Source organism: Kitasatospora sp. NPDC001175 (genome assembly GCF_053598215.1).
The window spans coordinates 37,565-63,787 of the sequence record NZ_JBSFJU010000020.1 but is presented as its reverse complement, the minus strand read 5'-3'; the positions used below and the strand labels follow the sequence as shown (position 1 = coordinate 63,787).

The 26,223-nt window shown below is 74.1% G+C and carries 19 protein-coding genes; 6 read left to right on the top strand and 13 right to left on the bottom strand.

Annotation, left to right across the window (positions count from 1 at the left end; genetic code table 11):
• Positions 1–19: 19 nt before the first annotated feature.
• The 3 genes from ACWDAK_RS17015 to ACWDAK_RS17005 all read right to left on the bottom strand — a co-directional run bounded on the left by ACWDAK_RS17015 (position 20) and on the right by ACWDAK_RS17005 (position 3,044).
• Positions 20–688 (bottom strand): SCO2322 family protein, encoded by a 669-nt coding sequence (locus ACWDAK_RS17015; RefSeq protein WP_427393826.1) that lies wholly within the window; start codon positions 686–688, stop codon positions 20–22.
• Entirely contained in the window at positions 685–2,157 is a 1,473-nt protein-coding gene (locus tag ACWDAK_RS17010) for a prenyltransferase/squalene oxidase repeat-containing protein (RefSeq protein ID WP_427393825.1), read from the bottom strand. Before ACWDAK_RS17010 ends, ACWDAK_RS17015 begins: the two co-directional genes overlap by 4 nt.
• A gap of 266 nt (positions 2,158–2,423) precedes the next feature.
• Positions 2,424–3,044 (bottom strand): TetR family transcriptional regulator, encoded by a 621-nt coding sequence (locus ACWDAK_RS17005; protein WP_344634254.1) that lies wholly within the window; start codon positions 3,042–3,044, stop codon positions 2,424–2,426.
• A gap of 239 nt (positions 3,045–3,283) precedes the next feature.
• Here ACWDAK_RS17005 and ACWDAK_RS17000 point away from each other — a divergent pair, with 239 nt between their 5' ends.
• The 3 genes from ACWDAK_RS17000 (at position 3,284) to ACWDAK_RS16990 (ending at position 6,483) form a co-directional block, all read left to right on the top strand.
• The gene (locus ACWDAK_RS17000; RefSeq protein WP_344634253.1) at positions 3,284–4,597 is read left to right on the top strand and encodes a glycosyltransferase family 4 protein; all 1,314 of its coding nucleotides are present in this window, start codon (positions 3,284–3,286) and stop codon (positions 4,595–4,597) included.
• 96 nt (positions 4,598–4,693) lie between these two features.
• Positions 4,694–5,428, top strand: a complete 735-nt coding sequence (locus tag ACWDAK_RS16995; protein ID WP_344634252.1) for a class I SAM-dependent methyltransferase — start codon at positions 4,694–4,696, stop codon at positions 5,426–5,428.
• The gene (locus ACWDAK_RS16990) at positions 5,425–6,483 is read left to right on the top strand and encodes a prenyltransferase (RefSeq protein WP_427393824.1); all 1,059 of its coding nucleotides are present in this window, start codon (positions 5,425–5,427) and stop codon (positions 6,481–6,483) included. The genes ACWDAK_RS16995 and ACWDAK_RS16990 overlap by 4 nt, the downstream gene beginning before the upstream one ends.
• Before the next feature lie 103 nt (positions 6,484–6,586).
• On the opposite strand, the gene ACWDAK_RS16985 is transcribed toward ACWDAK_RS16990, so the two are convergent.
• The 10 genes from ACWDAK_RS16985 to lanL all read right to left on the bottom strand — a co-directional run bounded on the left by ACWDAK_RS16985 (position 6,587) and on the right by lanL (position 22,367).
• Positions 6,587–9,253: a DUF6185 family protein gene (locus ACWDAK_RS16985; protein WP_427393823.1), complete on the bottom strand. Its 2,667-nt coding sequence runs from the start codon at positions 9,251–9,253 to the stop codon at positions 6,587–6,589.
• Positions 9,254–9,583: 330 nt separating this feature from the next.
• Positions 9,584–10,603 carry a hypothetical protein gene (locus ACWDAK_RS16980; protein WP_344634249.1) on the bottom strand — a complete coding sequence of 340 codons (1,020 nt, stop codon included), beginning with the start codon at positions 10,601–10,603 and terminating at the stop codon, positions 9,584–9,586.
• Between the two features lie 173 nt (positions 10,604–10,776).
• Positions 10,777–11,727, bottom strand: coding sequence for an N-acetylmuramoyl-L-alanine amidase (locus ACWDAK_RS16975; protein ID WP_344634248.1), 951 nt, complete (start codon positions 11,725–11,727; stop codon positions 10,777–10,779).
• 7 nt (positions 11,728–11,734) lie between these two features.
• Positions 11,735–13,240: a hypothetical protein gene (locus tag ACWDAK_RS16970; RefSeq protein WP_427393822.1), complete on the bottom strand. Its 1,506-nt coding sequence runs from the start codon at positions 13,238–13,240 to the stop codon at positions 11,735–11,737.
• Between the two features lie 220 nt (positions 13,241–13,460).
• Complete coding sequence (locus ACWDAK_RS16965) at positions 13,461–14,159, bottom strand: class I SAM-dependent methyltransferase (RefSeq protein WP_427393821.1); 699 nt, start codon at positions 14,157–14,159, stop codon at positions 13,461–13,463.
• A gap of 112 nt (positions 14,160–14,271) precedes the next feature.
• Positions 14,272–15,597 (bottom strand): M48 family metallopeptidase, encoded by a 1,326-nt coding sequence (locus ACWDAK_RS16960; RefSeq protein WP_427393820.1) that lies wholly within the window; start codon positions 15,595–15,597, stop codon positions 14,272–14,274.
• Positions 15,598–15,809: 212 nt separating this feature from the next.
• Positions 15,810–15,965: a hypothetical protein gene (locus ACWDAK_RS16955; RefSeq protein ID WP_344634244.1), complete on the bottom strand. Its 156-nt coding sequence runs from the start codon at positions 15,963–15,965 to the stop codon at positions 15,810–15,812.
• Between the two features lie 775 nt (positions 15,966–16,740).
• Positions 16,741–16,884, bottom strand: coding sequence for a VenA family class IV lanthipeptide (locus ACWDAK_RS16950; protein ID WP_344634243.1), 144 nt, complete (start codon positions 16,882–16,884; stop codon positions 16,741–16,743).
• A gap of 227 nt (positions 16,885–17,111) precedes the next feature.
• Positions 17,112–19,238, bottom strand: a complete 2,127-nt coding sequence (locus tag ACWDAK_RS16945; RefSeq protein ID WP_427393819.1) for an alpha/beta hydrolase family protein — start codon at positions 19,236–19,238, stop codon at positions 17,112–17,114.
• Positions 19,239–19,292: 54 nt separating this feature from the next.
• Complete coding sequence (gene lanL / locus ACWDAK_RS16940; RefSeq protein WP_427393853.1) at positions 19,293–22,367, bottom strand: class IV lanthionine synthetase LanL; 3,075 nt, start codon at positions 22,365–22,367, stop codon at positions 19,293–19,295.
• A 573-nt stretch (positions 22,368–22,940) separates the two neighbouring features.
• Here lanL and ACWDAK_RS16935 point away from each other — a divergent pair.
• From ACWDAK_RS16935 to ACWDAK_RS16925, 3 genes are all read left to right on the top strand, one after another.
• Positions 22,941–23,822, top strand: coding sequence for a Nif3-like dinuclear metal center hexameric protein (locus ACWDAK_RS16935; RefSeq protein WP_344634241.1), 882 nt, complete (start codon positions 22,941–22,943; stop codon positions 23,820–23,822).
• 99 nt (positions 23,823–23,921) lie between these two features.
• Positions 23,922–24,665: a zinc ribbon domain-containing protein gene (locus tag ACWDAK_RS16930; RefSeq protein WP_344634240.1), complete on the top strand. Its 744-nt coding sequence runs from the start codon at positions 23,922–23,924 to the stop codon at positions 24,663–24,665.
• 247 nt (positions 24,666–24,912) lie between these two features.
• Positions 24,913–26,067 (top strand): bifunctional RNase H/acid phosphatase, encoded by a 1,155-nt coding sequence (locus ACWDAK_RS16925; RefSeq protein ID WP_427393818.1) that lies wholly within the window; start codon positions 24,913–24,915, stop codon positions 26,065–26,067.
• Positions 26,068–26,223: the final 156 nt, after the last annotated feature.

Genomic DNA, 26,223 nt, shown 5'->3' with positions numbered 1-26,223 from the left:
GGGAGTTCCTCGGAAACGCTTACGGAATCGGCCGGTTGCGGCGGCGCCGGGCCTGCCAGACCGCCCCGCCGGCCAGGGCGGCGACCAGGGCGCCACCGGCGATCAGGCCGAGGGACGGGCCGCTGCCCGGGTGGTCGGCGTGCTCGGCCGTGGCGGCTCCGGCGTCCGGGACGGTTTCGCCGCAACCGGTGCGCGGGTAGCCGGCGATGGCGCAGAGCAGGCCGCCTGCGCTGTAGCGCAGCGGGGGTAGCGCGGCGGCGAGCACCTCGGCCGAGCTGGCCGTGGCCGGGACGGCGGCGCAGGCGGTGCGCGGGGCGGGCGGGGTCTCACCGGAGGGCGCGTCGGCGGCGGTGCCGAAGTCCAGCACCACGGCGACCCGCTTCCTGCCGGGCTGGGCCGGGGTGGCGGCGCAGATCGCGCCGAAGTCCCCGGCGGCGGTGGGCCGGGCGGCGTCCTGACCGCCGTCCGGGCTGACCGCGAAGCGCCAGCCGTCCACGCCGCCGTCCTGCGGGACGTAGACGGTGGGACCCTGCTGCTGGTACGTCCAGGCCGAGTTGGACCACTTCCAGAACGACCAGTAGCGGTAGCCCGCGGCCTGCGCGGGCGCGGCGCCGAGCAGCAAGGTGAACGGGACGGCCAGTACGGCGGCGAGCAGGGCCGCCGCCGTACGGCGCGGGACGCGGGTCACTTCTTCGGGTCGCCTTCGGGCTTGCCGTCGTCGGGCGTGCCCTGCTCGGGCTTGCCGCTGTCGGAAGTGCCCTGCTCGGGCTGGTCGGTGGCGGGCTTGTCGACAGCCGGCGAGGCGTCGGGCTTGGCCTCGGCGTCCTGCTGGTGGGCGCCGCGACGGCGGTTGAGGCTGAGCAGCAGACCGCCGCCGACACCTACCAGCAGGCCGATGCCGACCAGCCAGATCGGGGAGAAGCCGCTGTTGTCGTCGGCCTCGGTGATGCCGGAGCCGGGGGCCTTGGTGCCATCGGGGTTGTCCGAGGCGGCGGAGGCGGCGGCGGCCGGGACCTGCTTCGGGGCCGGGCCCGCGTTGATCAGCAGGTGCACCACATCGGTGCCACCGAAGTTGTACGGGTCGAGCTTGGCGGCCTGCGCGACCAGCAGCATCGCGGCGGCGGCGGACGGGTCGGTGCCCGACTTGCCCTTGGCGGCCCAGTCGTAGCCGTTCCCGGCCAGCCAGTCGGCGGCGCTGGCGGCCTCCTGCGGGTGCCCGGCCTGGATCAGGCCGAGCACGGCCCAGGCGGTGGCGGTGAAGTCCGGGGCGGGCGCGGCGCCGGGCAGGGCCTGCATCAGGTGCTGGCCGTTGGCGGCGAGCTGGGCGCGCAGGTACGCGGTGGCGGCCTCGGCGGAGTGCGCGCGCGGCACGGTCTTCTCGGTCGAACCGGTCGGGCAGTCGAGTGCCTTGGGCGCGCTCTCCGCCCGGTCGGTGCTGGTCACCAGCAGTCCGCCGCCCGCCGCGGCGAGCGCGGCCTGCGTGGTGGCCAGGCCGTTGGCGGCGAGGGTGCCGTCCGGGCCGGGCTGGTAGGCGAAGGCGCCGCGCTGCGCGGCAGGGGAGGCGCAGCCGAGCTGGAAGCCGCCCAGGCCGTCGTAGGCCGACTTGCCGTCCTTGGCCACGGCGGCCGGGTCGGTGTGGGCGGTGAGCAGGGCGCTGACGGCCAGTCCGGTGGAGTTGGCGTCACCCGGGTTGCCGGGGTTGAAGGACCAGGTGCCGTCCGCGTTCTGGTTGTTCCTGAGCCACTCGACGCCCTTGCCGACCGCCTCCTGGTGCCCACCGAGCGCGGACAGCGCCTGGATCGCCACGGCGGTGGCGTTGCTGTCCTCGGTCTTGGGGTCGCAGGCGGCGGTGTCGGCCCGGTAGGACGGCCAGCCGCCGTCGGCGCACTGCTGTCCGGTCAGCCAGCCCACGGCCTTGTCGGACGGGGTGACCTTGGCACCGGCCAGCGCGGTGAGCGCCAGCGACTGGCGCCAGACGCCGTCGTACGTCGGGTCGCCCTTGCCGTAGAGCTCCGCGGGGGCGGGCTGGGCGGCCGGCGCGCTCGCGGGCGCGGTGGCGGCGGGAGAGGCGGTGTCGGCCAGCGCTGGCGCACTGGCGGCACCGGCCAGCAGCAGGCCGGCCAGCGAGGTGGCGCCCAGGCGGGCGGCGGTCAGCATGACGGTGGAATGCCTTTCGATGAGCGGTGCGGCGGCCCGTACGGGCGGTCCGTGGACCTCGACGGGATCACCGGGCCGGAGTCATCGACTCTATCCGGCCCGCCCGGGTGCCACCGCGCCGCCCGAACTGGAACAGGTATCAGTTACGGCTCGATTGGAGCGTGGACGGATATCGCGCCCACAGGGGCGCACGAACGGCGCGCGAGGGAAGGCGCGTACGCCTGCGAGTGCTTTCGGTGGACAGGCCGTACCGGGGCTCCCCGACGCTAAGGCAGCGTGAGCAGCCGCGCTGCCGTGTGCAGATCGGCCCGTACGTCCGCCGGCGAGGCGCGGCCGGAGAGCCAGCCCAGCAGCGCGGCGTACCAGGTGTGCCCGATCACCCGCAGCGCCGCCTGCTGCGCGGCGGTGGGCTCGCCCCCGAGCCGGGCGGCGGCCAGCACGATGGCCGAGGTGAGCGAGCTGACCTCGTCCACCTCGCGGCTCACCGAGCGGTCGGCGAAGGAGAGCGCCCGGACCATCGCCTCGGCCAGCCGGGGCTCGCGCCCGAGCGCGTGGAACCCCTGGGTGAGCGCCTCGGCCACCCGGGCGGCCGGGTCCTCCCCGGCGGGCGGGCGGCGCAGCACTTGCTCGTGCAGGCGTCCGAGCTGCTCCAGCATCACCGCCACCAGCAGGTGCACCTTGGACGGGAAGTAGCGGTACAGCGTGCCGAGCGCGACGTCCGCGCCCTCGGCGACCTCGCGCATCTGCACCGCCTCGTAGCCACCCCGGGCGGCCAGCGCGGTGGAGGCCCGCAGAATGCGCCGCCGGCGCTCGGCCTGACGTGGAGTGAGGTCATCCGCCGGCGGGGCGGAGGTGGAGAGCGCGGCGGCTGGGGGCAGGGTGGACAAGGCGGGCTCCTTCTCGCTGCGGGCTCGCGGACCCCGGCCGGGCGTTCGCCCGCGGTCGGGCGGGGCGCAGCGTGGCGTGAATCACCAGCCCTGGATCCTGAGCGCAAGCTACGGGCCGGTATCTTCGAGGTCTCTCATTGTTCACTCGCTGGGCGGTGAGCTCCACACCGCCATGAAACGTGATCTACTTTACCGCCGAGGCAGTCCGTGCCCGGGTGAGTAGGGATAAGGGGCCCCGGATGACCGCGCTGCCGACACCGCTGCGGATCGCCCTGCTCTCCTACCGCGGTGACCCGTTCTGCGGCGGCCAGGGGGTCTACGTCCGGCACCTCTCCCGTGAGCTGGCCCGGCTCGGCCACCACGTGGACGTGATCGGCGCGCAGCCCTACCCGGTTCTGGACGAGGTCGAGGGCCCGGGCTCGGTCCGGCTGGTGGAACTGCCCAGCCTGGACCTGTACCGGGCCGACGACCCGTTCCGCACCCCTGGGCTCGCCGAGTACCGGGGCGCGGTGGACGTGCTGGAGGTCGCCACCATGAAGACCGGCGGCTTCCCCGAGCCGCTGACCTTCTCGCTGCGGGCCCGCCGGTACCTGGCCGCGCACAAGGGCCGCTACGACGTGGTGCACGACAACCAGACCCTCGGCTACGGCCTGCTCGGCCTCGCCCGGCACGGCTTCCCACTGGTCACCACCATCCACCACCCCATCACCGTGGACCGGCAGTTGGAGCTGGACGCGGCCGCCACCATGCTGCGCCGCCTGTCGCTGCGGCGCTGGTACGGCTTCACCCGGATGCAGGGCAGGGTGACCCGCCGCCTGGACCACATCATCACCGTCTCCGGCAGCTCCAAGGGCGAGATAGCCGAGCACCTGGGCGCGGCGCCCGGGAACATCTCGGTGGTCCCGATCGGCGCTGACACCCGGCTCTGGTCACCGGACGAGTCGGTCCCGGTGGTGCCGGGCCGGATCGTCGCGACCTCCAGCGCGGACGTCCCGCTCAAGGGCCTGATCTACCTGGTCGAGGCGCTGGCCAAGCTGCGGACCGAGCGCGAGGCGCATCTGGTGGTGGTCTGCAAGCGCCGCGAGGACGGCCCGGTGGCCGAGGCGGTACGGCGGTTCGGTTTGCAGGAGCACATCGAGTTCCGCAACGGTCTGAGCGACCGGGAGCTGGTCGACCTCTACCGCTCGGCCGAGGTGGCCTGCGTCCCCTCGCTGTACGAGGGCTTCTCGCTGCCCGCCGCCGAGGCGATGGCCACCGGCACCCCGCTGGTGGCGACCACCGGCGGCGCCATTCCCGAGGTCGCCGGCCCCGACGGCGAGACCTGCCTGGCGGTGCCGCCCGGCGACGCGGGCGCGCTCACGGCGGCCCTCGGGCGGCTGCTGGACGACCCGCGGCTGCGCGAGCGGCTCGGTGCGGCCGGACGGGAGCGGGTGCTGGCCAACTTCACCTGGCGGCGGGCCGCCGAACTGACCGCCGACCGCTACCGGGCGGCCATCGCCACCGGGACAGGGCAGCGTGCCCGCTCCGGCAAGGGCTGGCGCTACGTCGCCTGAGGCCGCCCCGGCACCTCGTCAACTTCGCAGTAGGAGAACGGATCCCGGGGATCACCCCTCGGGGTCGAGTACAGCAGCAATGAATGGGAGCCCGCAGTGCTGACCGTCGATTTCTCCCGCTTCCCGCTCGCCCCCGGCGACCGGGTGCTCGACCTGGGCTGCGGCGGGGGCCGACACGCGTTCGAGTGCTACCGGCGCGGTGCCAACGTCGTCGCCCTGGACCAGAACGGCGACGAGATCGCCGAGGTGCGCAAGTGGTTCGCGGCGATGGAGCAGGCCGGTGAGGCCCCGGCGGGTGCCTCGGCCGTCGCGATGGAGGGCAACGCGCTGGCGCTGCCCTTCGAGGACGACACCTTCGACAAGATCATCATCTCCGAGGTGATGGAGCACATCCCCGACGACAAGGGCGTGCTCGCCGAGATGGTCCGGGTGCTGAAGCCGGGCGGACTGCTCGCCGTCACCGTGCCCCGCTACCTGCCCGAGAAGATCTGCTGGGCGCTCTCCGACGAGTACCACGAGGTCGAGGGCGGCCACATCCGGATCTACAAGGGCGACGAACTGGTCCAGAAGGTCCGCGACGCCGGCCTCACGCCCTACGGCACCCACCACGCCCACGCGCTGCACTCGCCGTACTGGTGGATCAAGTGCGCCGTCGGTGTCAACAACGACAAGGCGCTGCCGGTCAAGGCCTACCACCAGTTGCTGGTCTGGGACATCGTCGGCACACCGGTCATCAGCACACTCACCAAGGCGGCCGAGAAGGCGCTCAACCCGGTGATCGGCAAGAGCTTCGTCGTGTACGCCTCCAAGCCGCACCGGGCAGCCGAGTGACCGCCGCCGTCCCGGAGGCCCTGCTGCTGGACGGCGTCCTCGACGCCGAGCAGGCCGCCGCGACCGTGCGCTCCATCCTGGCCGACCAGCGGCCCGACGGCGCCATCCCGTGGTTCGGCGGCGGCCACCTCGACCCCTGGGACCACACCGAGGCCGCGATGGCCCTGGACACCGCGGGTGAACACGCCGCCGCCGAGAACGCCTACCGCTGGCTGGCCGAGCACCAGAACCCGGACGGCTCCTGGTACGCCGGCTACACCGACGGCGAGGTGACCAACGCGTCGAAGGAGACCAACTTCTGCGCGTACATAGCCGTCGGCGCCTGGCACCACCACCTGAGCACCGGCGACGACGCCTTCCTGGAGTGGCTCTGGCCGGTCGTCCGTCGCGCGCTGGACTTCACCGTCGGACTGCGGCTGCCCGGCGGGCCGATCGCCTGGCGACTGGACGAGGACGGCACCGCCCCCGAGGAGGCGCTGCTCACCGGGTCGTCCAGCATCCTGCACGCCCTGCGCTGCGGGCTCGCCATCGCCGACTACCTCGAAGAGCCCCAGCCCGACTGGGAGTTGGCGGCCGGACGGCTGCGCCACGCGATCGCCGAACACCCCGAGCGGTTCCTCGACAAGGACCGCTACTCGATGGACTGGTACTACCCCGTGCTCGGCACCGCGCTGCGCGGCGCCGCCGCCATGGAACGGATCGAGCGCGACTGGGAGCGCTTCGTGGTGCCGGGCCTTGGCGTGCGCTGCGTCAGCGACCGGCCCTGGGTGACCGGCGGCGAGAGCGCCGAACTCGCCCTCGCCCTCTGGGCGGTGGGCCAGTCCGACCGCGCGGTGGAGATCCTGCGCTGGATCCAGCACCTGCGGCACACCGACGGGTCGTACTGGACCGGGTACGTCTTCGAGGACGACGCCATCTGGCCCGAGGAGCGCACCACCTGGACCGCCGGCGCCCTGCTGCTGGCCGTCGCGGCGCTGGGCGGCGACCACGCCACGGTGGCGGTCTTCGGCGGAGAGCAGCTGCCGACCGGGCTGGTCGTCGGCGACTGCTGCTGAGAGCGCGGCCCGCACGCCGCACGGGCCCCGGGGTCCGGGACCCGCGCGGCGTGCGGGGTGCGGACGGCCGTGGAGGGCGAACCGCCGCTGCCGTCCGGCGGCTTCAGTGCGGCTTCATCGTCCGGGTGTCGAAGCCGCCGAAGTGCTGCCAGATCGCCACCAGCGCACCCACCTGCACCAGCACCCAGGCGATCTGCGCCGACAGGCCCCGCATCTGGTAGATCGAGAGCAGTAGCCCGAAGCGGTTGGGCCACAGGCGCCGTTCGGTGCGGAAGGTGTCCGCGTCCATGGCCAGGCCGGTGACGGTCAGCACCGGAAGCATCAGGCCGATGGCCTTGGGTGCGTCGCCGAGATCCTGGTCGGCGAGGGTGTTGATGGCGATGTCCAGGGCGACCAGCACGGTGTAGGCGACCCAGAGGCCCAGGGCGCGTGCCGGGCCCCGACGACCGGGCAGTTGGCGCCACATCGCTCCGAGCATCAGGCCCGAGCCCGCCCAGGACAGCTCCGAAGTCAGGAACTTCCCCAGCAGATCGGCGTATCCGAAGGGGTCCTGTTCCGTGAACATCCATGCCTGCGGTGACGAGTAGTCCAGCCAGATCATGATGATGCTCCAGGGAAGGCCGACGACCGCCGCGACCACGGCTGCCCGAACGGCGTTCCCCCACCATCTGGCGTGCGGACCCCAACTGAGGGCGACGTCCAGGACCGTGACCTGGTTGGGCAGGGACCGCGGCGTCGCCCTCGCGTTGCCGGCCCTGCTCTCCCACCAGTGCAGCCGCCTCAGCTCCTCCTCCAGCTCGTGCCGGCTGTGAGCGCCCTCGCCGTGCCCCTGTTCCAGAGCGCGCAGTTCGACGACCAGCTCCCGGTAGCGGCGGGCACGCTCGATGAGGTCCTGGTGGTCGGCCCGGTCGATGACCACTTCGCTCAGTGCGGGAGCGCCGCGCCCCTCGAAGTGCTGGCTCAGGACCGCTCGCCTGCGGCCCAGCGCCAGCAGGCCGTACAGTGCGGCGACGTCCAGTGCCAGCCAGAGGAAACCGAGCAGTTGGCTGCCGGCGTACGAGCCCTCGCGCCAGGCCGCCACGATGGCGAAGAACACGGCGAGCAGCAGGAAGTCGAAACCGGTTGGGCTCACGGAGGGTGCCCGGCGGCCCAGTTCCCTGGCCCGCAGCAGCGCCAGGATCGCCAGACCCGTAAGCACCCAGGTGCGGGAGTAGCACCAGGTGGGGATGCCGGCGGCGAAGGCCACCGTCTGCTGGCTCAGGAAGAGCACGTGCAGCGAGTGGTAGGCCGGTGAGCTGCGGTCGATCAGCCAGCTGACCCGTTGCCAGGAGAGCTCGTCGGCCCACACCGACAGCGCCAGCAGCAGGAACGTGACCACGGCGAGCACGGTTCCGGCCCAGGGCAGCCGCGAGGACCTGATCAGCCTGCCCGCACGTGCGAGACGCCAGGCCCAGAGCAGCAGGCCGGCCAGCCCCAGCCACACCGCCGCCGCGGTCATCACCGCCAGCGCGGCGATGCCGAGGGCGTGCAGGCCCCCGGCGGAAGTGTGCGGGGCGGGCAGCCCGAACAGAGAAGGCCGTACGGCCACCAGCGCGCCGGCCGCCGCCACCAGCGTGGCGGCCAGCAGCAACGACCACCTCGGGCGGGCGAGGACCACCAGGGCCCAGCCGATCAGTATGCCCAGCAGGGCCTGCCAGTGCTGCCGCCCGCTCCACAGGTCCGTCGGCGCCTTGGCGCCGTCGAGGAACAGGTTGAACAGCAGCATGAGTACCAGGCCGATCACCGCACTGAGCAGAGCCCACTGCATCAGGGCTCGGAAGCTCCCTCGCTCGACCACGGTGTCGGCGGTGTCGGCCTGTCGGCGGCGGGCCCAGAGGGCGGCCAGCATGACCGCGGCCGAGGTACCCACCCACGAGACGGTCTGTCCGGCCGCGTTGACGACGCGCCAGGGATCGGTGTCCGTACTGGCCGCCCAGGCGCGCTGCCAGGAGGGGACCATCTCGACCGTCACCGTGGGGCGCAGACCCCCGGACGGCCCGATCCCGTTCCACACCAGGCTTCCATCGCCGGCGACCGGCGGCATCGGGGACACCTCGGAGACGTTCAGGCCGCCCGGGTCGATCTGGACGTGGTCCCAGTGGGCGCTCTCCAGCGCCGTCGGCGGGGTGAGCGAGAGCTGCCATCGATCGGCACCCACGTCGGCCGTCCACGGGCCCACGTTGAACCGGCCGCGATGGTTGAGCCAGGACAGCACCTGGCACCTCACCGTGACCGAGGACAGTGCCGCGGTCACCTCCGGACTGTGCATGCGCCACTCGTTGGTGCGCAGGTACCCGTACTGTGCGCCGTCCTGATCCCCCCGCAGTAGGCAGCGCATCGCGTGCTGGTGCTCGTCGGAACTCTCGCTCAGCAGCAGATCCTTGGCGTACGGCCAGGTGACGGGCACGTGGACCGCCATCTCGCCCTTGGCCTCGACGAAGTTCTGTTTGTGGTTGAAGAGCTGGAGAGTGGCTTCCGTCCGGGCGTCGACGAGCTGCTCCGGATGGCAGCTGTCGACGTCCTGGGGATGAGCCAGAGCAGGTGGTGCGCCCCACCACCACGACAGGCTCAGCAGCAACAGCAGCACAGCGCAGGGTCTCCACCGGTCCACCGCCCGGACGCCGCCCTCGCCGTGCCGGCCGCCGGCCGTCCTGGCCGGACGGGAGGCAGGTCGGCCGCGGGGAAGCCGGGAGGCGGCCGTCAACGCCGACCGCTCCCGCTGCCGGGGCATCCGCGGAGTGGATGCCGAGGAACCGGGCCGAAACGGCCGAGAAGCCGGTGACCTTCCAGCACGGCCACAGGATCGCACGCGAACGGTCCGTGTCGCGGCTCCGGGCCTGCGGACTCCTCGAATCGCGGGAGCGCTCGCCCGGAAGCGGCCGTTCGCCTTCCCATGGCCCGCTCCTCACTGTCATGCGAGTGGCATGTTCCGGAGCGTAAGCGGGCCGGTACGCACCCGCAATCCAAGGTCGGCCACCCGGCCGCGCGCCCGGAACGCGAAGGCCCGCGGCCGCCGGAGAAAGGTTCCGGCGGCCGCGGGCCGTCGTGGTGCGCGGAGGGATCAGCCGCGCTGGATGCCCGATACGTCGGTGAGCAGGCCGGGGGTGCCGTCCGGCAGCTGGGCGACCAGGGCGGTGCCGCGCTGCTCGACCGCCAGGTACCAGGTGCCCGGGACGAGCTCGCCGACCGGCGGGCCCGCCGGGCTGTCCTTCGGCGTGACCTGGCGGGTGACCGGGACGGCGAACCAGAACGGCGCGAACTCGGCGGCCGGCGCGGGTGCCGGAGTGGCGGCAGCGGCCGGAGCCGGCGCCGGAGCGGCCTGCTCGGCCTGCGGCTGGGCGGCGCCGGCCGCGGTCGGGTAGCCGTAGCCGCCCTGCGGCTGCCCGCCGTACGGCGTGCCGTTGTGCGGGGCGCCGCCGTGCTCGGCGGCCGCCGGAGCGGGGTAGCCGTACTGGCCGGGCTGGCCGGACTGCGCGTACGGCTGGGGCTGGCCGGGTTGCGCGTACGGCTCGGGCTGGCCGGGCTGACCGCCACCGGCCTGCGGGTACCCGGAGTGGCCCTGCGGGGTGGCGGGCTTGTCGGGCATCAGCGGGGCCTGCAGCGCGGGCACCAGCGGGCCGCCCGCGGCCGCACCGGCGAGGACCACCAGCGCGAGCAGCGCCAGCCAGGCTCCGAAGCCGCTACCGGTGCTGGTGCTGGCGGTGATCCCGCCCGCACTGCTCGAGGAGTCGGCGGGGCCACCGGCCAGCGACCACAGACCGGACCACAGCGCGGCGACCGCGAGGGCGGTGCCCCACTGGTCCAGCCGCAGGCCGAGCACCTGGCGGGTGGCCACGGCCTGGCCCTGGAAGCGGTGGAGCAGGATCAGTGCGGCGGCGATCACACCGAGCAGGAAGACCGAGGGGAGCACCGGGAAGATCGCGGTCGACCAGCCGCTCACCGAGGCCGAGCTGCACTGCTGACCGCCCTTCGGGCCCGAGCAGCCGGTGGAGGTCCGGTACGGCAGGAAGGAGGCGATGAGCAGCAGGAGGGCCGCACCTGCGACGGCGGCGTCTCCTCTGGTGAGAGCACGCAGATTCACTAACGTTCCCCTCGTCGGCGTGTCGTGGACGGCGGTCGGATGGTCGGTTGACCGGGCGGGCAGGACGCCCGAACCGGGCAAAAGCCTAGGCGCAAGCCATTAACAGTGGCACAGCACCCTCCGGAACCGCCCCGAATCCTCGCAGATCGCCTGAGTCGGGCATGGCCTCGAGATCAGCTCGCGGGGGCGGTGAGGTAGCTTGTCAGGGCGTCGGCAATGGCCTGGGCGGCGAGCTGGCGCCACTTGGGATCGGTCATCCGCTGAGCGTCTCCGGCATTGCGCATGTTGCCGCACTCGATGAACACCTTGGGCACTTTGGAGAGGTTGAGCCCGCCCAGGTCGCTGCGGGTGTCCAGGCCCTGCTCGCCGATGTAGTCGGCGTACGGCTCACCGGTGGTGGCCTTGAAGGTGTCCCGCAGCGTGACACCGAGGCGGTGCGAGGGATCGACGATCGCCGAGGTGTCCGCGATGCCCGCCGTCACCTTGGCCGGCAGGATCACGTGGAAGCCGCTGACGGAGGCCGGCGCGCCGTCACCGTGAATCGAGACGGCGGCGTCGGCGTGCGCCGTGTTGCCGATCGCCGCACGCTCGTCGACGCACGGGCCGTAGGGCCGGTCGCCGTCCTGGGTCAGCACCACCTTCGCTCCCCGGGACTCCAGGATCGCCCGCGCGCGGTGCGAGACGTCCAGGGTGTACTCGGCCTCGCTGTACCCGTCGTTGGTCTCGGTGCCGGTGGTGTCGCACTCCTTGTGCGCGTTGCCGATGTCCACCTGGCGGTTGATCTCGGTGGGGTGGTTCACGTTCTGGGGGTTGTGGCCTGGGTCGAGCACCACCGTGCGGCCGCTCAGCTGGCCCGTGCCGGCGGACGCCGCGGCGGACGGGCTCGCACCGCTGTTCGCGGCGCTGCTCGGGCTCGCGGCGGGTGCGGTGCCGCCGGACGAGGTGGGCGCCGACGGGGTGGCCGACGGCGGGGCGTCGGCGGTGGCCGGGGAGTGGCCGCCGGCCAGAGCCTGCCAGCCGAGCCAGCCGGCGAAGCAGAGCGGCACCGCGGTGCAGCCGAGTACGGTCAGCCGGAATCGGGTGGAGCGACGGGGGGCGGGGTGCTCGTCGGTGGTGCCGTTCACGAGTAGGTCAGATCCTGTCCCAGGTGCGCGTCGGCAGACTGTAGCGGCCTGCCATGGAATTCCACTTCGCGACGAAGTCCTGCTTCGTCCTGGTGGCCTGCGGGTTGAGGTCGTTGGCTCGCTTGAGGTCGTCGGTGTCGGGCGCGGCGCCGCTGCTGCAGCCGCGGCTGCCGACGGTACGGGCCCAGGCCGCGTACGCCCGGTCGATGTCGCCCGACTGCTGCCAGGCGCTGCGCAGGGTCTGCGCCGCGTCCGCGCCGCCCGGCAACTGGCCGAGGTCCAGCTTCGCCAGATCCGCTATCAGCTGGTCGCGCTGGGCGGCCCCGTCCTCGAAGACCTTGACGGCGCTGTCGATCTCGGACTTGGACGGGCAGCTGTTCACCTTCGCCACCGCGTTGCCGATCGGCGCCTTCGCGCCCTCGCCGCGGCCGAGCAGGTCGTCCAGCGTCTTCGCCTGGGCGGCCGCGTTCGGGCCCTCGCCGTCACTCGCCGAGGCACTCGGGGAAGCGCTCGAAGAGGCACCGGACGCGGACGGGTCGGTACCGGCCGACGCGGGCTGCGAGGCGGCGGGGGCTGGCGCGGAGGCGGCCGGAGCCGGCTGCGCCTGGCTCTTCGAACCGTCACCGGAGCCGTCCAGCAGCCAGAACGCGCCGACGCCCACCGTGATCGCCAGCACCACGCCGACCGCCACGAACAGCGGCGTGCGGCCGCGCGGCCGGTCCTCCTCGTACGGGGCGAGTTCCTCGTACTCGGCGGATGGGGGGAAGCCGCCGCCCGGAACTGGAACCGGCCCGGGGCCCGGCACCAAGCCGGAGGCGGTACCGGGCGGCGGCGGGAAGGCGGACTGCGCGGGTGGGAAGGCGGACTGCGCCGGGGCGGTACCGGGCGGCGGCGGGAAGGCGGACTGCGCGGGTGGGAAGGCGGACTGCGCCGGGGCGGCACCGGGCGGCGGCGGGAAAGCGGCCTGTGCGGGCGGCGGCGGGAAGCCCGGGGGCGGCGTGGCGGGGGCCCCGAAGCCGGAGGGCGGGGTCGCGGCGCCCAGGTACGGCCGGGCACCGAGTGGTGGGCCCTCGTCGCCGACGGCGCCCGCACCGGAGTGCGTCCCGGGCTGCGAACCGGGCGGCGGCGGAGTGAACGGGGCGCCGGTCGGCGACCCTGCGGTCGGCGGCAGCGGAGGCACCGGCGGGAGCTTCGCGGTCGGCGCGTCCTGCGGCGCGGCGAAGCCGTACGCGGAGAACGTGCCCGGCGGGGGCTGCGGCACACCCGCGCCCGGCTGCGCCTGACCGTTCGGCTGAACGGGTGCGCCCGGCTGGGCCGGAATGCCCGGCTGGGCGGGTGCACCGGGCGGGGGCGGGAAGCCGTACGGGGTCTGGTGGGCCGACGCACCCGGGGCGGTGGACGGCGCCGGGGCACCCGGCTGGTCCTGGGCGGGTTTGCGGCGGACCCAGCCGCCCGCGCCACCGCGCGCGGTGGGATCCCAGACCGCCGGAGCGGTGTTGTCCTGGTCGGTCATTCCTCGCCTCGCCCCGCTGTCGTCTCGAACTGGCCCGCCCGGTCCGGTTGTTCGCCGACACCGTACCCGCCTCCACGGCATGTCGGTACGGCGGTGCGGCGGTACAGGGAGCTCGCGGGTGGTGCGGTACCGCCGTGCGGTGCCGCAGGACTGCGCTCCGAGGGAAGACGTTAGAGCATGGTCCGGCGAGCCCGCAGGAAGCCGGCGGCCTTGGGTGCGGTCAGCCGTCCGTGCGGTCCGAGCTCTCCGGAAGGCCTTCGTGCTGGCCGGCGCCGCGCCGCAGCACCCGCAGCGAACCGGTGACCGAGACCTCCTCGAAGCCCTCCGCCAGCGCCCGCAGGTAGACCCGGTACGGGGCCTGGCCGCCGTCGGCCGGATCCGGGAACACGTCGTGGATCACCAGCAGGCCGTCCTCGGCGAGGTGCGGCATCCAGCCCTCGTAGTCGCCCGTGGCGTGCTCGTCGGTGTGCCCGCCGTCGATGAAGACCAGCGCCAGGCGCCCGCCCCACACTGCCGCGACCTGCGGAGACCGCCCGACCAGGGCGATCACGTGCTCCTCGAGACCGGCGCGGTGCAGGGTCCGGCGGAAGCGCGGCAGGGTGTCCATCCACCCGATCTCCGGGTCGACCAGGGTCGGGTCGTGGTACTCCCAGCCCGGCTGCTGCTCCTCCGAGCCCCGGTGGTGGTCCACCGTCAGCGCCACCGTGCCGGCCGCCCGCGCGGCGCCGGCCAGCAGGATCGCCGAGCGCCCGCAGTACGTGCCGATCTCCAGCAGCGGCAGCCCGCCGGTCAGCCGCGCCGCGTCGAGGGCCGCCGCGTACAGCGCCAGCCCCTCGTCGACCGGCATGAACCCGGTCGCCGCCTCGAACGCCGCCAGCACCTCGGGTGCCGGACGGGTGCTCTCCCGGAGATCGGTCATGCTGCTGCTCCCTGAGGTCGTGGTCCTGGTCGCTGGACCCTACTCGACGCCCGTCCGGCGCGGGCAGCCCGGGGCCGGACGGCCGACCCCGGACGGCTGACCCCGGACGGGCTCAGACCGTCTGCAGGCTCCGGGCCACCCGGTCCCGGGACGGAGCCAGTTCGGCCTCGATCAGTTCGGCCTCGGCGTCGGACAACAGGACGGCCGCCTCGGTCTCCGGTCGGGTGCCGAGCAGGCGGAGTCTGAGGTGGGTCGGCGGGTGGGTCCGGTCCACCGCGCCCAGTTGGCGGGCGGACAGGCGCATCCGCCGCTCCAACTCGGCCGGCGGGAGGGCGGCCGCCATTCCGCCGAACTCCGCCCAGAGGTCCGGCCCCGGAGCCGCGGCGCTCCGCCGGCTCCGGGAGCCGTGCAGCCTGGCCGCGCTGCGGTAGCGCAGTCGGATGGTCTCCGCACTCGAGTCCAACAGCAGGGCGGACAGCATCCCGTACGCGGCGCGGGGCGAGGCGACCTCGGCGGCGAGCCGGTCGGCGTGGTACTCCGCCCGCTGGCCGGACCTGGTGGTCAGGGTCTCCAGCAGGTCCAGCAGGGCGCTCACCAGCTGCCTGATCAGCCAGCGCGCGAGGCCGGCGAGCAGATCGGCGATCTGGTCGAACAGCTTGCGGCTCCGACTCCGGCGCCGGGTGGGCAGGCTGAACCGGTACCACTCGGTGAGAGCGCTCATCGCCGACGCCAGCCAGAGGCTCCGGCGATGGTCGCCGTTGACGTCGTGTCCGAATTCGTGGCCGAGCAGTGCCACCCGCTGTTGCGGCGTCAGCGCGGCCCACAGCGGCAGCCCGATGGTCAGCACGCTGCGCCGGCGCATCCCGGCCCGGCCGAAGGAGGCGTTGAAGTCGCCGGTCGCCCGGATCGTGTCCACCGGCGGGGCACCCACGGCCGCGCCGACCCGGTCGGCGAGCGCGTACAGCGCGGGAGCGTCGCCACGGCCCAGCACGGTGCCGCCCCTGGGTACCCGGCCCAGCCGCGGGCGCAGCGGCCAGGCGATCACCAGGCCGATCAGACCGAGGATCCGCAGCGGCCAGTGGTCGGTGCAGAGCAGCGCGACGGAGCCGGACACCACGGTGAGCGTCACCAGGTGCACCAGACCGGCCAGTGCCGCGGCCGCGATCCAGACCCGGTCGGGCCCCGGCTCCGCGCCGCTCGCCAGCGACTCGTACAGCTGCTCCACCCGGGCCCTGACCCGCTGTTCACGGGCGGCGTTGCGGTGCTGCCGGCGTTCGGCGAGGCGCCGGGCGCGGGGCGAGTCGTAGTCGGGGGTGCGGGTGGCGGGGGTCAGGTTCCATTCGCAGCCGGGGCACCAGACGGGGAAGCGTTCGTCGGCCTCCAGCGGAGCCGAGCAGGCGGGGCAGGCGCGGGGGAGCGCGGTGGGGGTGGCAGGCATGGGTGCTGATCATGCCAGCAGGTGCGGACGGGTCAGGAGTCCGGTGGGGCACGGCCCCGGAACGCCGCGACCGAGGGGCCCCTGGTGGGGCCCCTCGGTCGGCTGACCCACGTGGGTGCGGGTACGAACGCTCAGCGGTGGCCGAGAAGCTCAGCGGTGACCGAGGCTCAGTGACCGAGGCTCAGTGACCGAGCCTCAGCGGCGACCGAGATTCAGCGGCGGTGACGGCCGTGCGGGCTGGTGTCCGCGGAGTCGTCGGGTGCGGTCATGCCCCGGTGGCGACCGTGTGCGGTGTCCTCGGCCGTGGCCCCGTCGGCGCCGGGCGCGGTGCTGTCGTGCTCGGTGGTGTCGGTGAGGGTGTCGGACATCAGGTTTGTCTTCTCCGTGCGAGGGTGCTGGTCTGTGGTGCCGCCTGGCACCGGTCGAATCCGGCCGGGGTGCCCACCGCGGGTGGCGCGACGCGCCGGTACCGGTAGCGCGACCCCAAGCCTGTACGGGGCCACCCTATCGGCCGTCTCGTACACCGGCGTATCGGGAAACCCCGTGGACTCGGCATGATCGACGCCGCACCGGGCCTGTGTGGTTCCACGCCGGCTCGCCGGCCGGTGCGTTGCCGCGGGTGCCGCACGGGGTTGATCCCAGCCAGCGGCCGACCGGTTCGCGGTGGGGCGGGAGAGCGCCTTGGGGGTCGCCGTGCCGGGCGGCTGGCCCCTGGGTCGGAGTCCAACAGAAGCACCGGATCGGCTCGCAGGGCGGAGCCGATCCGGTGAGCCACCACCACGACGGTGCCCGCACGGGCGGGCGAAACGCCTCTCCACCCGGGCCTCGGTGACTGCGTCGAGATGGCAGGTCGCCTCGTCCGGTACCACCACCGGCGCGGGGGAGAGGCACGTCCGCACCAGGGTGGTGCACCGGCACTTCCCGGTGGCGAGCGCGGACGGGTCACGCAGTGCACCGTCCGCGCTCGCGGAGCCGGGCGGCCATGGGCGCCCGGCGGGCCGGAGGGCCGTGCACCGGGAGGCCGCCGGGCAGGTGCCCTGGCATGGGGCAACTCCCGGAACCCGGGCGGTGGTTGGTGGAAACGGGAGGGCCGCGCCACCCCCGTGAGGGTTTGGCGCGGCCCGGTGTGCCGGCCTGCCGGCGTCAGCTGATGGTGAAGATCAGGCAGGTGAGGATCAGGCAGGTGTACTGGCAGCCGCCGCCCTGACCGGTCAGCCCGACCGACTCGGTCTCCGGCAGCTCCTGCAGCGCGGCAAGGTCGGTCTCGAAGTCCATCAGGTTCTCCATGGTTGGGTCCTCCCCTTGGTGTCCACCGGCCGCACGGTGCGGTCGGTGTCGGTTCTGTCGGCCGCGCGGGCGTTGCCCGCCGGGTTGCGGCCACTGCGGCAGAATCGTTTTGCCGCAGGTCTCTCTCCCGGGCTCGGTGGGTCGGCCGGGCCGGGAAGCTTCGTGGGTGCCGTCGGCGGGCGTGGAGTGCGCTTCCGCCGCCGGGCGGTGTCGTGGTGCGGGGCGGGCTAGGTCGGCCGTCCGGTGTGCAGGAAGGCGGCCAGCAGTTCGTGCAGGACGGCCCCGCCTTCCTCGGCCAGCACCTCGTGGCCGGCGCCGGCCGCCTCCACGTACCGGAAGTCGGTGCCCTCCGTTCGGCCGACCCGCAGCAACTCGTGCCGAAGCGAACGGGATTGGCTGACCGGCACCACCTCGTCCCGGTCCCCGTGCACGATCAGCAGCGGTGCGGTGATCCGGTGCGCGAGCTGGAGCACGTCGCGCGGGCCGCGGGCGTCGGTGATCGGATCGCCCCCGCCGAGCCGGGTGGTCAGCGCCCGGACCGGTGCCGACGCCTCGGCGAGCAGCCGGGCGCCGGACAGGAACGGTGCGACCACGGCGCAGCGGGACACCTGGCCGGCGGGTGCGTACGCGGTGGCGAGCAGTGCGAGGAAGGCGCCGTAGCTCACTCCGAACAGGGCCGGTGGTCCAAGTCCGAGCACCGAGCGCTGTCCTGACAAGTCGTCGACGAGGTGCAGGACGTCGTCGAGGTCGGGTCCGCCCCAGGCGCCGCGGATGGCCATCGCGTGGTCCACCCCGTAGCCGATGCTGCCGCGCTGGTTGGGGGCGACCACCGTGAGGCCCTCGGTGGCCATCCGCTGCAGGGCCGGGTCGAACTCCAGCCGCCAGGCGTCCGCCGGCCCGCCGTGCAGCGCCACCACCAGCTGGGGTGAACTCAGCCAGGCGTCGCCGCCGTAGACCACGGCCTCGATCGGGCCGGCCGGGCCGGTGAGTTCGAGGCTCTGCGCCGGGTGCCAGCGCCCGCCCTCGCCGGGGTGGGCGCTCGCGTCCAGCCGGAAGCCGGGCGGTGAGGTGCGCAGGACCCGGGTCGGTGCGGACCAGGAGGACCAGGAGGACCAGGAGGACCAGGAGGACCAGGACGACCAGGACCGTACGGTGTCCTGGGCCGATCCCCGGACGGCCGGTCCCACCGGCCCGTCCTCGCCCGGGGCGCCGCCTTCGGCGTCGGCCGGGCGGGCGGCGTCCGCGCGGCCGAGCGGGGCCAGCTGGAGCGGCAGCGGTACGGGGGTGAGCGCGGGTGCGCCGGACGGGGTGAGGCCGAGCAGGACGTCGACGTCCAGAGTGGCGAGCGCGGCGGGGTGGTCGGGGGCGGAGTAGGGCATCCGCAGCCCGCTGGCGGACCAGTGCCCGACCGCGCCGAGCCGTCCGGGCGGGACGGGCAGCGGGTCGAGCCGGCCGCCGGTGGGCTGCCACAGGGCGAGTGCGGAGGCCGCGCCGTGGTCGATCTGTACGGCGACCCGGATCCCGTCGGGCGCGGGCGCGTCGCCGGGGGCCGACCGGGTGAGCGCCACCGGCCGCAGGAACATCTCCGGGACGTGCAGGCACTCGGGGAAGCGCGGTGGTCCGCCGGCGCCGAGCAGGCCCCAGCCGAGCCGGTCGGCGCCGGGGGCGTCACTGCGGATCATCGCGAACCCGGTGTCCGGGTCGAACAGCACCAGTCGGTCGTTGCTGCCCTCGGCAATCTCCAGCAGCGGGCTGACCTGGCCGGACGTCAGGTCCAGTACGACGGACTTGACCGCCCCCGAGCTGACCCGGTCCAGGGCGAGCAGCCGCCCCGTCCGGTCCAGCCAGACGCCGCCGCCGTGCAGCCCGGGGAGCTCGGCGACCCGGCGGGGTTCGGACCCGTCGGTGGCCACCAGCCAGACCGTGGTGACCGGCCGGGTGTCGGTGCCGAGGGCGACCGCGACCGGAACCTGCGCGGGCCGGGCCCCGCCGGGCAGCGGCAGCAGGCGCAGGCCCGGCATCCGCAGCGTGGCCACCAGTTCCTCGGTGGAGTGGGGACCGCCGTTCGACGGTGCGCAGAGCGCGACCAGGTCGTGCCGGTCGCCGTCGTGGCGGCAGAGCAGGACCCGGCCGTCCGGCAGTGAGACCAGCTGTGAGCGCAGGCTCTCCGAGCGGTTGCCGGGCAGGGCCAGCGCGGTCGGCCCTGCCGGGCCGTCCGCCGGCAGCCGCCAACTCTCCACGTACCAGCCGCCGTCGGCGGCCGCGGCCAGGCAGGCCGCGTGCGAGCCGTCTGCGGCGAAGGTGAAGTTCAGCCGGCGCAGCGCCTGGGCGGTGGTGCGGGTGGCGATGCTCATCGCGGTCTCACCTCCTGGGAGTTGTGGTCGGGTGGGGTCGGGCGGCGGGGGCGTTCATCCTCGGCTCGCCGTCGGCTCGGCGGTGCCGGGGCCGGACCGGGTGGCCGGCGGTCGCGGGTCGAGCCAGATCCGCGGACCGCCGTGGCGCAGCCGCAGCAGGAAGGCGAGCGCCCCCGAGCTGCCGGTGCCGTAGGCGGGGGTGCAGCCGGTGCCGGTCTCGTCCGGCAGGACCAGCAGTCCGTCCCTGAGCGCGCTGCGGGCGGCTATCAGATCCGCCAATTCCCAGGCTGCGCTGCGGAATCGGCTCTCCCCGGTGGCCTCGGAGAGGTCCAGTAGGTACTCGCCGCTGCCGGCCAGGCCGTGGCAGGCGGACGTTCCGCTGTGCCACCGGCCGTCGAGCACCGCCTGTCCGGCGGCCACGGCCAGCTCGTACGCGCTGCGGTCGCCCGTCGCCCGCCAGAGCCGGATCAGGAAGCTGCCCGCCCCGGAGGCACCGTTGCACCAGTGCGCCAGCCGGACGCTCTCCGGGTCGCCCGCGCTCTGCGGCCACCACCCGGCGCGCCCGCCCGGGCCGTCGCGCCGTACGGTGGCGGCCAGTGTCCCGGCGGCCTCGCGGGCCCCGGCGAGCAGCCGGTCGTCCCCGGTGGCCTCGGCGACGGCCAGCAGGAACGCACCCACCCCGGCGACCCCGTGGCCGTACCCGAGATGCGTGATCCCGGCGAGGCTGGAGTCGAAGCTCTTCGGCACCGACCAGACCGTGCCGTACGGTTCGCGTCGCGCGGCGGCCAGCAGGCCGCGGGCGCACTCGGCCGCCCGGCCCAGGTGCTCGGCGGAACCGGTCGAGCGGTACAGCCTGAGCTGCAGGAACCCCGCCCCGGCGGCGCCGTGGCAGACGTCGGGATTGGGCCAGACCGTTTGGACCTGGCGGGCCATCGCCTCGGCCCGGTCGGCGAGGTGGCCGTCCGCGAGTGCCTCGGCGGCGTCCAGCAGGGCCCAGGCGGCGCCCGAGCGGCCGAAGTGCAGCCCCGGTAGTACCACCGGCTCGGCCGCGCACCGCCGTTCGATCCACTCGGCCGCCAACCGGGCCGTCCGTAACGCCTGTTCGCGTACGGCGCCGGGAAGCGGCGCGACGGCGGCCCGGGCCAGCACGGCGAGCACGCCGGCGGCGCCGTGCTGGACGTTGCACGGATCGGTGAGCTGCCCGGCCGGGACGGTCGGCCAGAGCCGGTCGCCGCGCTCGGGTGTCGCGCTCTCGGCGAGCTGGCGCAGGCCGTCGGCGAGCAGCCGGTCCGTCAGGGCGGGCGACAGGGCCCGGCCGGGTGCCGGAAGGGGACTGCTCGCGGTCGCGAGTCCTCCATCGGGGCGGGCCCGGTGCAGGGGGTTCGTCGGGAGCGCGTCCGTCGGCCCGCAGGGCAGCTGTGCGGGGGTGTCCGCCGCCGTCTCCGGGCGCTCCGCCGTGGGCCGCTCCGCGCCGGCCCCGCTCTCGGTCGGTGGCGCGTCCGGCCGGAGGGCGTCCGCGAGCGCGGCCCGTACCCGCGCAGTCTCCCACCGCTGCCCCGGCCGCTCGGCGCGCAGGGCGAGCACGAGCGGTGCCAGGTGCCGCGCGGTCTCGCCGCAGTGTGCGGCGGCGGCCAGCCAGTGGCCCAGCCGGTCGGTGACCGGTCGGGGTTCGGGGGAGTCCTCGGGCAGCAGCGGGTCGTGGCCGGTCGCGAGCAGGAAGAACAGGCCGCCCAGGGCGTACAGGTCGCCGGCGTACTCGGCACGGGAGTTGGTCAGACCGGGCCCGTGCTCGGGGGCGCGGTACCCGGGCGTGCCGGCCGATCCGGCCGTGCTGCCCGCCTCCGCCGCCAGTTCGAGGTCGATCAGCCGGAGCGAACCGTCCGGCCGCACCATCACGTTGCCGGGCGCCAGGTCGCGTACCACCAGCCCCTCGGCGTGCACCCGCTCGACCAGGTCGGTCAGCGCGAGGGCCAGCGGGCCGGCCTCGGCCCAGGCGATGTCCGGTGTGCCGTCGCGGCGCAGGCGTTCGGCCACCCAGCTGCCCAGTGTCCGGCCGGTGATCCGCTCCTGGACCAGGAAGAGCGAGTCACCCTGTTCGATCAGTTCCACCGGATGCGGGGTGAGCGCGCGGCCGTCGAGGTGCTCCAGTAGCCGTCCCTCGTGGCGCAGTGCCGTCCTGGCCTCCCGGCCGGACCGGTCCACCTCGATGTGCGCGCGGGCCTGCTTGACCACCACCTCGGTGCCGTCGGTGTTGTCCCGGCCGAGGAAGACGCCGCCCTTGGTCCCGTGCCGGATGGCCGCCGTCAGCGCGTACCGGCCGCCGAGCAGTACCCCGCCGGGGCGCGATCCGCGGCCGGTGGAGCCGTTGCCGGGGGCATCGCCGCCGATGGGCTTGCCGTCGACGGTTCCGTTGCCGGTGGTGCCCCCGGTACGGGTCGGTGCGGCTCCGCGAGCGCCGGGGGCGGCCGACCCCCTCCCCTCGACGGGGTCGATCGCCCAGGGTGGGCACCGGTAGCTCGCGCCGCGCACGTCCTCCGTCCGGCTGCCGTCCGGGCCGGTCAGCGTCGAACGGTACGCCCCGTCGTTGCCGAGTTCGGCGCGGGCGGCGATGACCCCGTACCGGTAGTGCACCCGACTGCCGGGCGCGTACGGCCGGTCGGAGAGGATGACGGGCCCCGGCAGGCCCTCGGTCGCGCGGTGCAGTTCCTCGGCGATCCGCCGGAACTGCTCCTCGTCGACGGGGTAGACGGTGATGAATTTCCCGGCGGAACCGCGCTCGCTGTTCCGGGAATTGATCTCGTGGAGTTTCTCCCGGTCAGCGGCGAATTTGAAAGTGCAGGGGTCTGCGGCGATGACCGACGCCACGGTGGAGAGGACTTCCGCAGCCGCCGGGGAGGCCGCGCTCACGTGGATTTTCCAGCCCTGCGCGGGTACCGCGGCGGCCGGCCCGGACGGCCGGGCCGTGCACCAGAAGCCCTCGACGGTGAGACTCCAACCACCCTCGTCTCCCCGACTCCCGGTACCGGCCACGGCCGCCCGCGCCACCTCCGGCAACGTGCCGACCGCACCCGGCCCGTCGCCAACCGACCCCGGCCCCCCGGCCGAGCGCAGCGGTGTGCCCGCCCCCATCTGCTTCACACCCCTCTGCTGCGTCGCCGACGGCGCCCGCTGTGCGGGCCCTCGGTCCGGTCGGTTTCTCGGAGATACGGGACCGGCGCCCCGGCCGCGTCCGCCGCTTTCGTGCCGGTCCTCGGCGTCCCGCCGTCCCGTGCGCCGATCGTCCGATCGGCGGAGCTGGAGGCGGAACGCGGTGAGCCCGGAATTTCGGCGGAGCGCCCTTTTCGACCCCCCTGGTCGAGGCAACTCCCGTTCGCATCACTGAAGTTACTTTCGGGATGGGGGCGCCTCAACGCCAGCGAGGTCACTTCACTCTTAAGGGTGATCCAGGCTCGTTTTCGAATGCGCGCTACCCGCAGAGTGTGACCAGAGGCGACGTGGAATTCATGTGTCCGTGTGCCGCCGTCGGCACGCTCACGCGCCTCCGAGCGCCGTCACACGCCGGTTGACGGGCAGCTGTGCGCCCGCTCGCCCGACGGTGGACGTACCCGATGCGGCAGATTGACGGGCTGCTCCGCGCACGTCCCGGGCGGCTCCCGCCCCCGCCGGGGCTCGGGGGCTCTCCGCGCGCGGTAGTCTCGACAGGTGCCGAAACTGTCCGACGTCATCAGTGCCCTCGAAGAGCTCTACCCGCCGCAGTGGGCGGAATCCTGGGATGCGGTCGGGCTGGTCTGCGGTGATCCCGAGGACGAGGTCAGCCGCGTCCTGTTCGCCGTGGACCCGGTCCAGGCGGTGGTCGACGAGGCCGTCGAGTGGGGTGCCGACCTGGTGGTCACCCACCACCCGCTCTATCTGCGCGGCACCACCAGCGTCGCCGCCACCAGCTTCAAGGGGCGGGTGGTGCACACCCTGATCCGCTCGGGGACCGCCCTGCACGTCGCGCACACCAACGCCGACCACGCCGACCCGGGAGTGTCCGACGCCCTCGCGGAGGCGGTCGGCCTGCGGGTGCTCGGTCCACTGATCCCGGACCCGACCGACCCGGCGGGCCGCCGGGGCACCGGCCGGATCGGCGTCCTGGAGCCGCCGCTCACGCTCGCCGACTTCGCCGCCCAGGTCGCGTCCGGGCTGCCGGCCACGGCCGCCGGCGTCCGGGTGGCCGGGGACACCGACCGGCTGATCACCCGGGTCGCGGTGTGCGGCGGCTCCGGTGACAGCTTCTTCGCCGAGGTGCGCGCCGCCGGTGTCGACGCCTACGTCACCGCCGACCTGCGCCACCACCCGGCCTCCGAGGCCACCGAGGCGGCCCCCGTCGCGCTGGTGGACGCCGCGCACTGGGCCACCGAGTGGCCGTGGCTGAAGCTCGCCCAACGCGGACTGTCCGCAGCCGCCGAGAAGCACGGCTGGCCGCTGGAGACCAGGGTCTCCGAGGTGGTCACCGACCCGTGGACCGCCCACGCCCCGATGACCGCCTTCGCCTCCGGCACCCCGGTGGCGTCCGCTGCCGGAGTGACCGGGCGGGCCTGACACCCAGGCACCCCGGCCGACCTCGCGCGGCACACCCGTGCGACACCCCGCGCACCCGAATCCGACCTGCAACCTGACCGATTCACAGGAGCCCTCCGCTTGAACGCCGCGCCCGCCGACCAGATCCGCCTGCTCGACCTGCAGGCCATCGACTCCCGCCTCGACCAGCTGGCCCACCGGCGCCGCAGCCTGCCCGAGCACGCCGAGATCGAGAAGGCGACCGCCGACCACACCGCGCTCAAGGACCTGGTCGTCGCCGCCCAGGCCCAGCTCGGCGACACCACCCGCGAGCAGACCAAGGCCGAGCAGGACGTCGACCAGGTCCGGGCCCGGGCCGCCCGCAACCAGCTGCGGCTGGACTCCGGCGCCATCACTTCGCCGAAGGACCTCGAGAACCTCCAGCACGAGATCGGTTCGCTGGCCAAGCGCCAGGCTGACCTGGAGGACGTCGTCCTGGAGGTGATGGAGCGCCTGGAGGCCGCGCAGACCCGGGTCATCGAGCTGACGGCCCGCCTGGACCACTCCACGGTCGTCCTCAAGGAGGCCGAGCAGCGCCGGGACGCGGCTTTCGCCGAGATCGACGCCGAGGCCGAGAAGGTCAAGCGCGACCGGGAGACCGTCGCCGCCGTCATCCCGGCCGACCTGCTGAAGCTCTACACCCGCCTGCGCGAGCAGCAGGGCGGTGTCGGTGCGGCCCGGCTGTACCAGCGCCGCTGCGAGGGCTGCCGGGTGGAGTTCTCCATCACCGACCTGAACGCGATCAAGGCCGAGCCGAAGGACGCCGTCGTCCGCTGCGAGAACTGCGGGCGCATCCTGGTCCGTACGGCCGACTCGGGCGCCTGAGCCCGTAGGGCGTGCGCCCGCAGGATGTACGAGCACGCGGGCGCGCACCCGGGTGTACGGGTGCGCGCCCGCGAGCCGGCGTGCGCGCTGGGATGAGTGCTGGCGTGTGCGGCGGTTGGCGAACCTGACGGGCGCCGACCGTGATGGTCGCCATACGTGGCGGTCGACGTGCGCGGCACTCGGCGGTGGTCCGAGCAGATGGCGGGTCCGGCCGGTGGTCGGCCGGGCGATGGAGGGTGAGCGGTCGATGACAGGGCGAAGGTTCATCGTCGAGGCGGACGGCGGCTCCCGGGGCAATCCGGGGCCGGCCGGCTACGGCGCGGTGGTCCGGGACGGCGACACCGGCCAGATCGTCGCGGAGGCTGCCGAGTTCATCGGGCACGCCACCAACAACGTGGCCGAGTACAAAGGCCTGATCGCCGGACTGCGCGCGGCGCACGAGCTGGACCCGGACGCCGCGATCGACGTGCGGATGGACTCCAAGCTGGTGGTCGAGCAGATGTCGGGCCGCTGGAAGATCAAGCACCCCGACATGCAGCCCCTCGCCGCCGAGGCGCGCACCGTCTACCCGCGCTCGCAGGTCAGCTACACCTGGATCCCGCGCGAGAGGAACAAGGACGCGGACCGGCTGGCCAACGAGGCGATGGACGCGGGCAAGGCCGGACGGCAGTGGGAGCCCAAGGCCAGGACACGTCCGGCACCCGCCGCAGTCCCGGTGGAGGAGGAGCTCCCGGCGCCCACGGCCCCCAAGACGGGCTGGGCACTCCCGGCCGACCTCGGCACCCCCACCACCTTCGTGCTGCTCCGGCACGGGGAGACCGCGCTGACCCCGGAGAAGCGATTCTCCGGGAGCGGCGGCGGGGATCCGGAGCTCTCCGACCGGGGCCAGTGGCAGGCGGCCCGGGTCGCCGAGGCGCTCGTCGCGCGCGGCACCATCCAGGCCGTGGTCAGCTCGCCGATGCGGCGCGCCCGGCAGACCGCCGAGGCGGTGGCCGCCCGCCTGGGCCTGGAGGTCAGGATCGAGGAGGGCTTGCGGGAACTCGACTTCGGCGACTGGGAGGGCCTCACCTTCGCCGAGGTGCAGGAACGCTACCCGGACGACCTCGCAGCCTGGCTCGGCTCGGCCAAGGCCAAGCCGACCGGCAGCAACGAGAGCTTCGCCTCCCTCTCCCACCGGGTCGGCGTCGCCCGCGACAAGCTGATCGCCCGCTTCCCGGGCAAGACGGTCCTGGCCGTCTCGCACGTCAGCCCGATCAAGACCCTGGTACGGCTCGCGCTCGGCGCGCCGCCGGACTCGATGTACCGGATGGAGCTGTCGGCGGCCTCGCTGTGCGCGGTTCAGTACTACTCCGACGGAAATGCCTCACTGCGGTTGCTCAACGACACGAGCCATCTGCGCTGACCGGAGCGCGGGTGACGGACGACGGACGACGGATAACGCATGGCAGCTAGCGGCTGACGGATTTCAGATTCTGTTAGCCGTTAGCCGTTAGCCGTTAGCCGTCGTCGGCCAGTCGGCAATCGTCGCCTGTCACCGGTCAGTCGGTATCCGTCATCT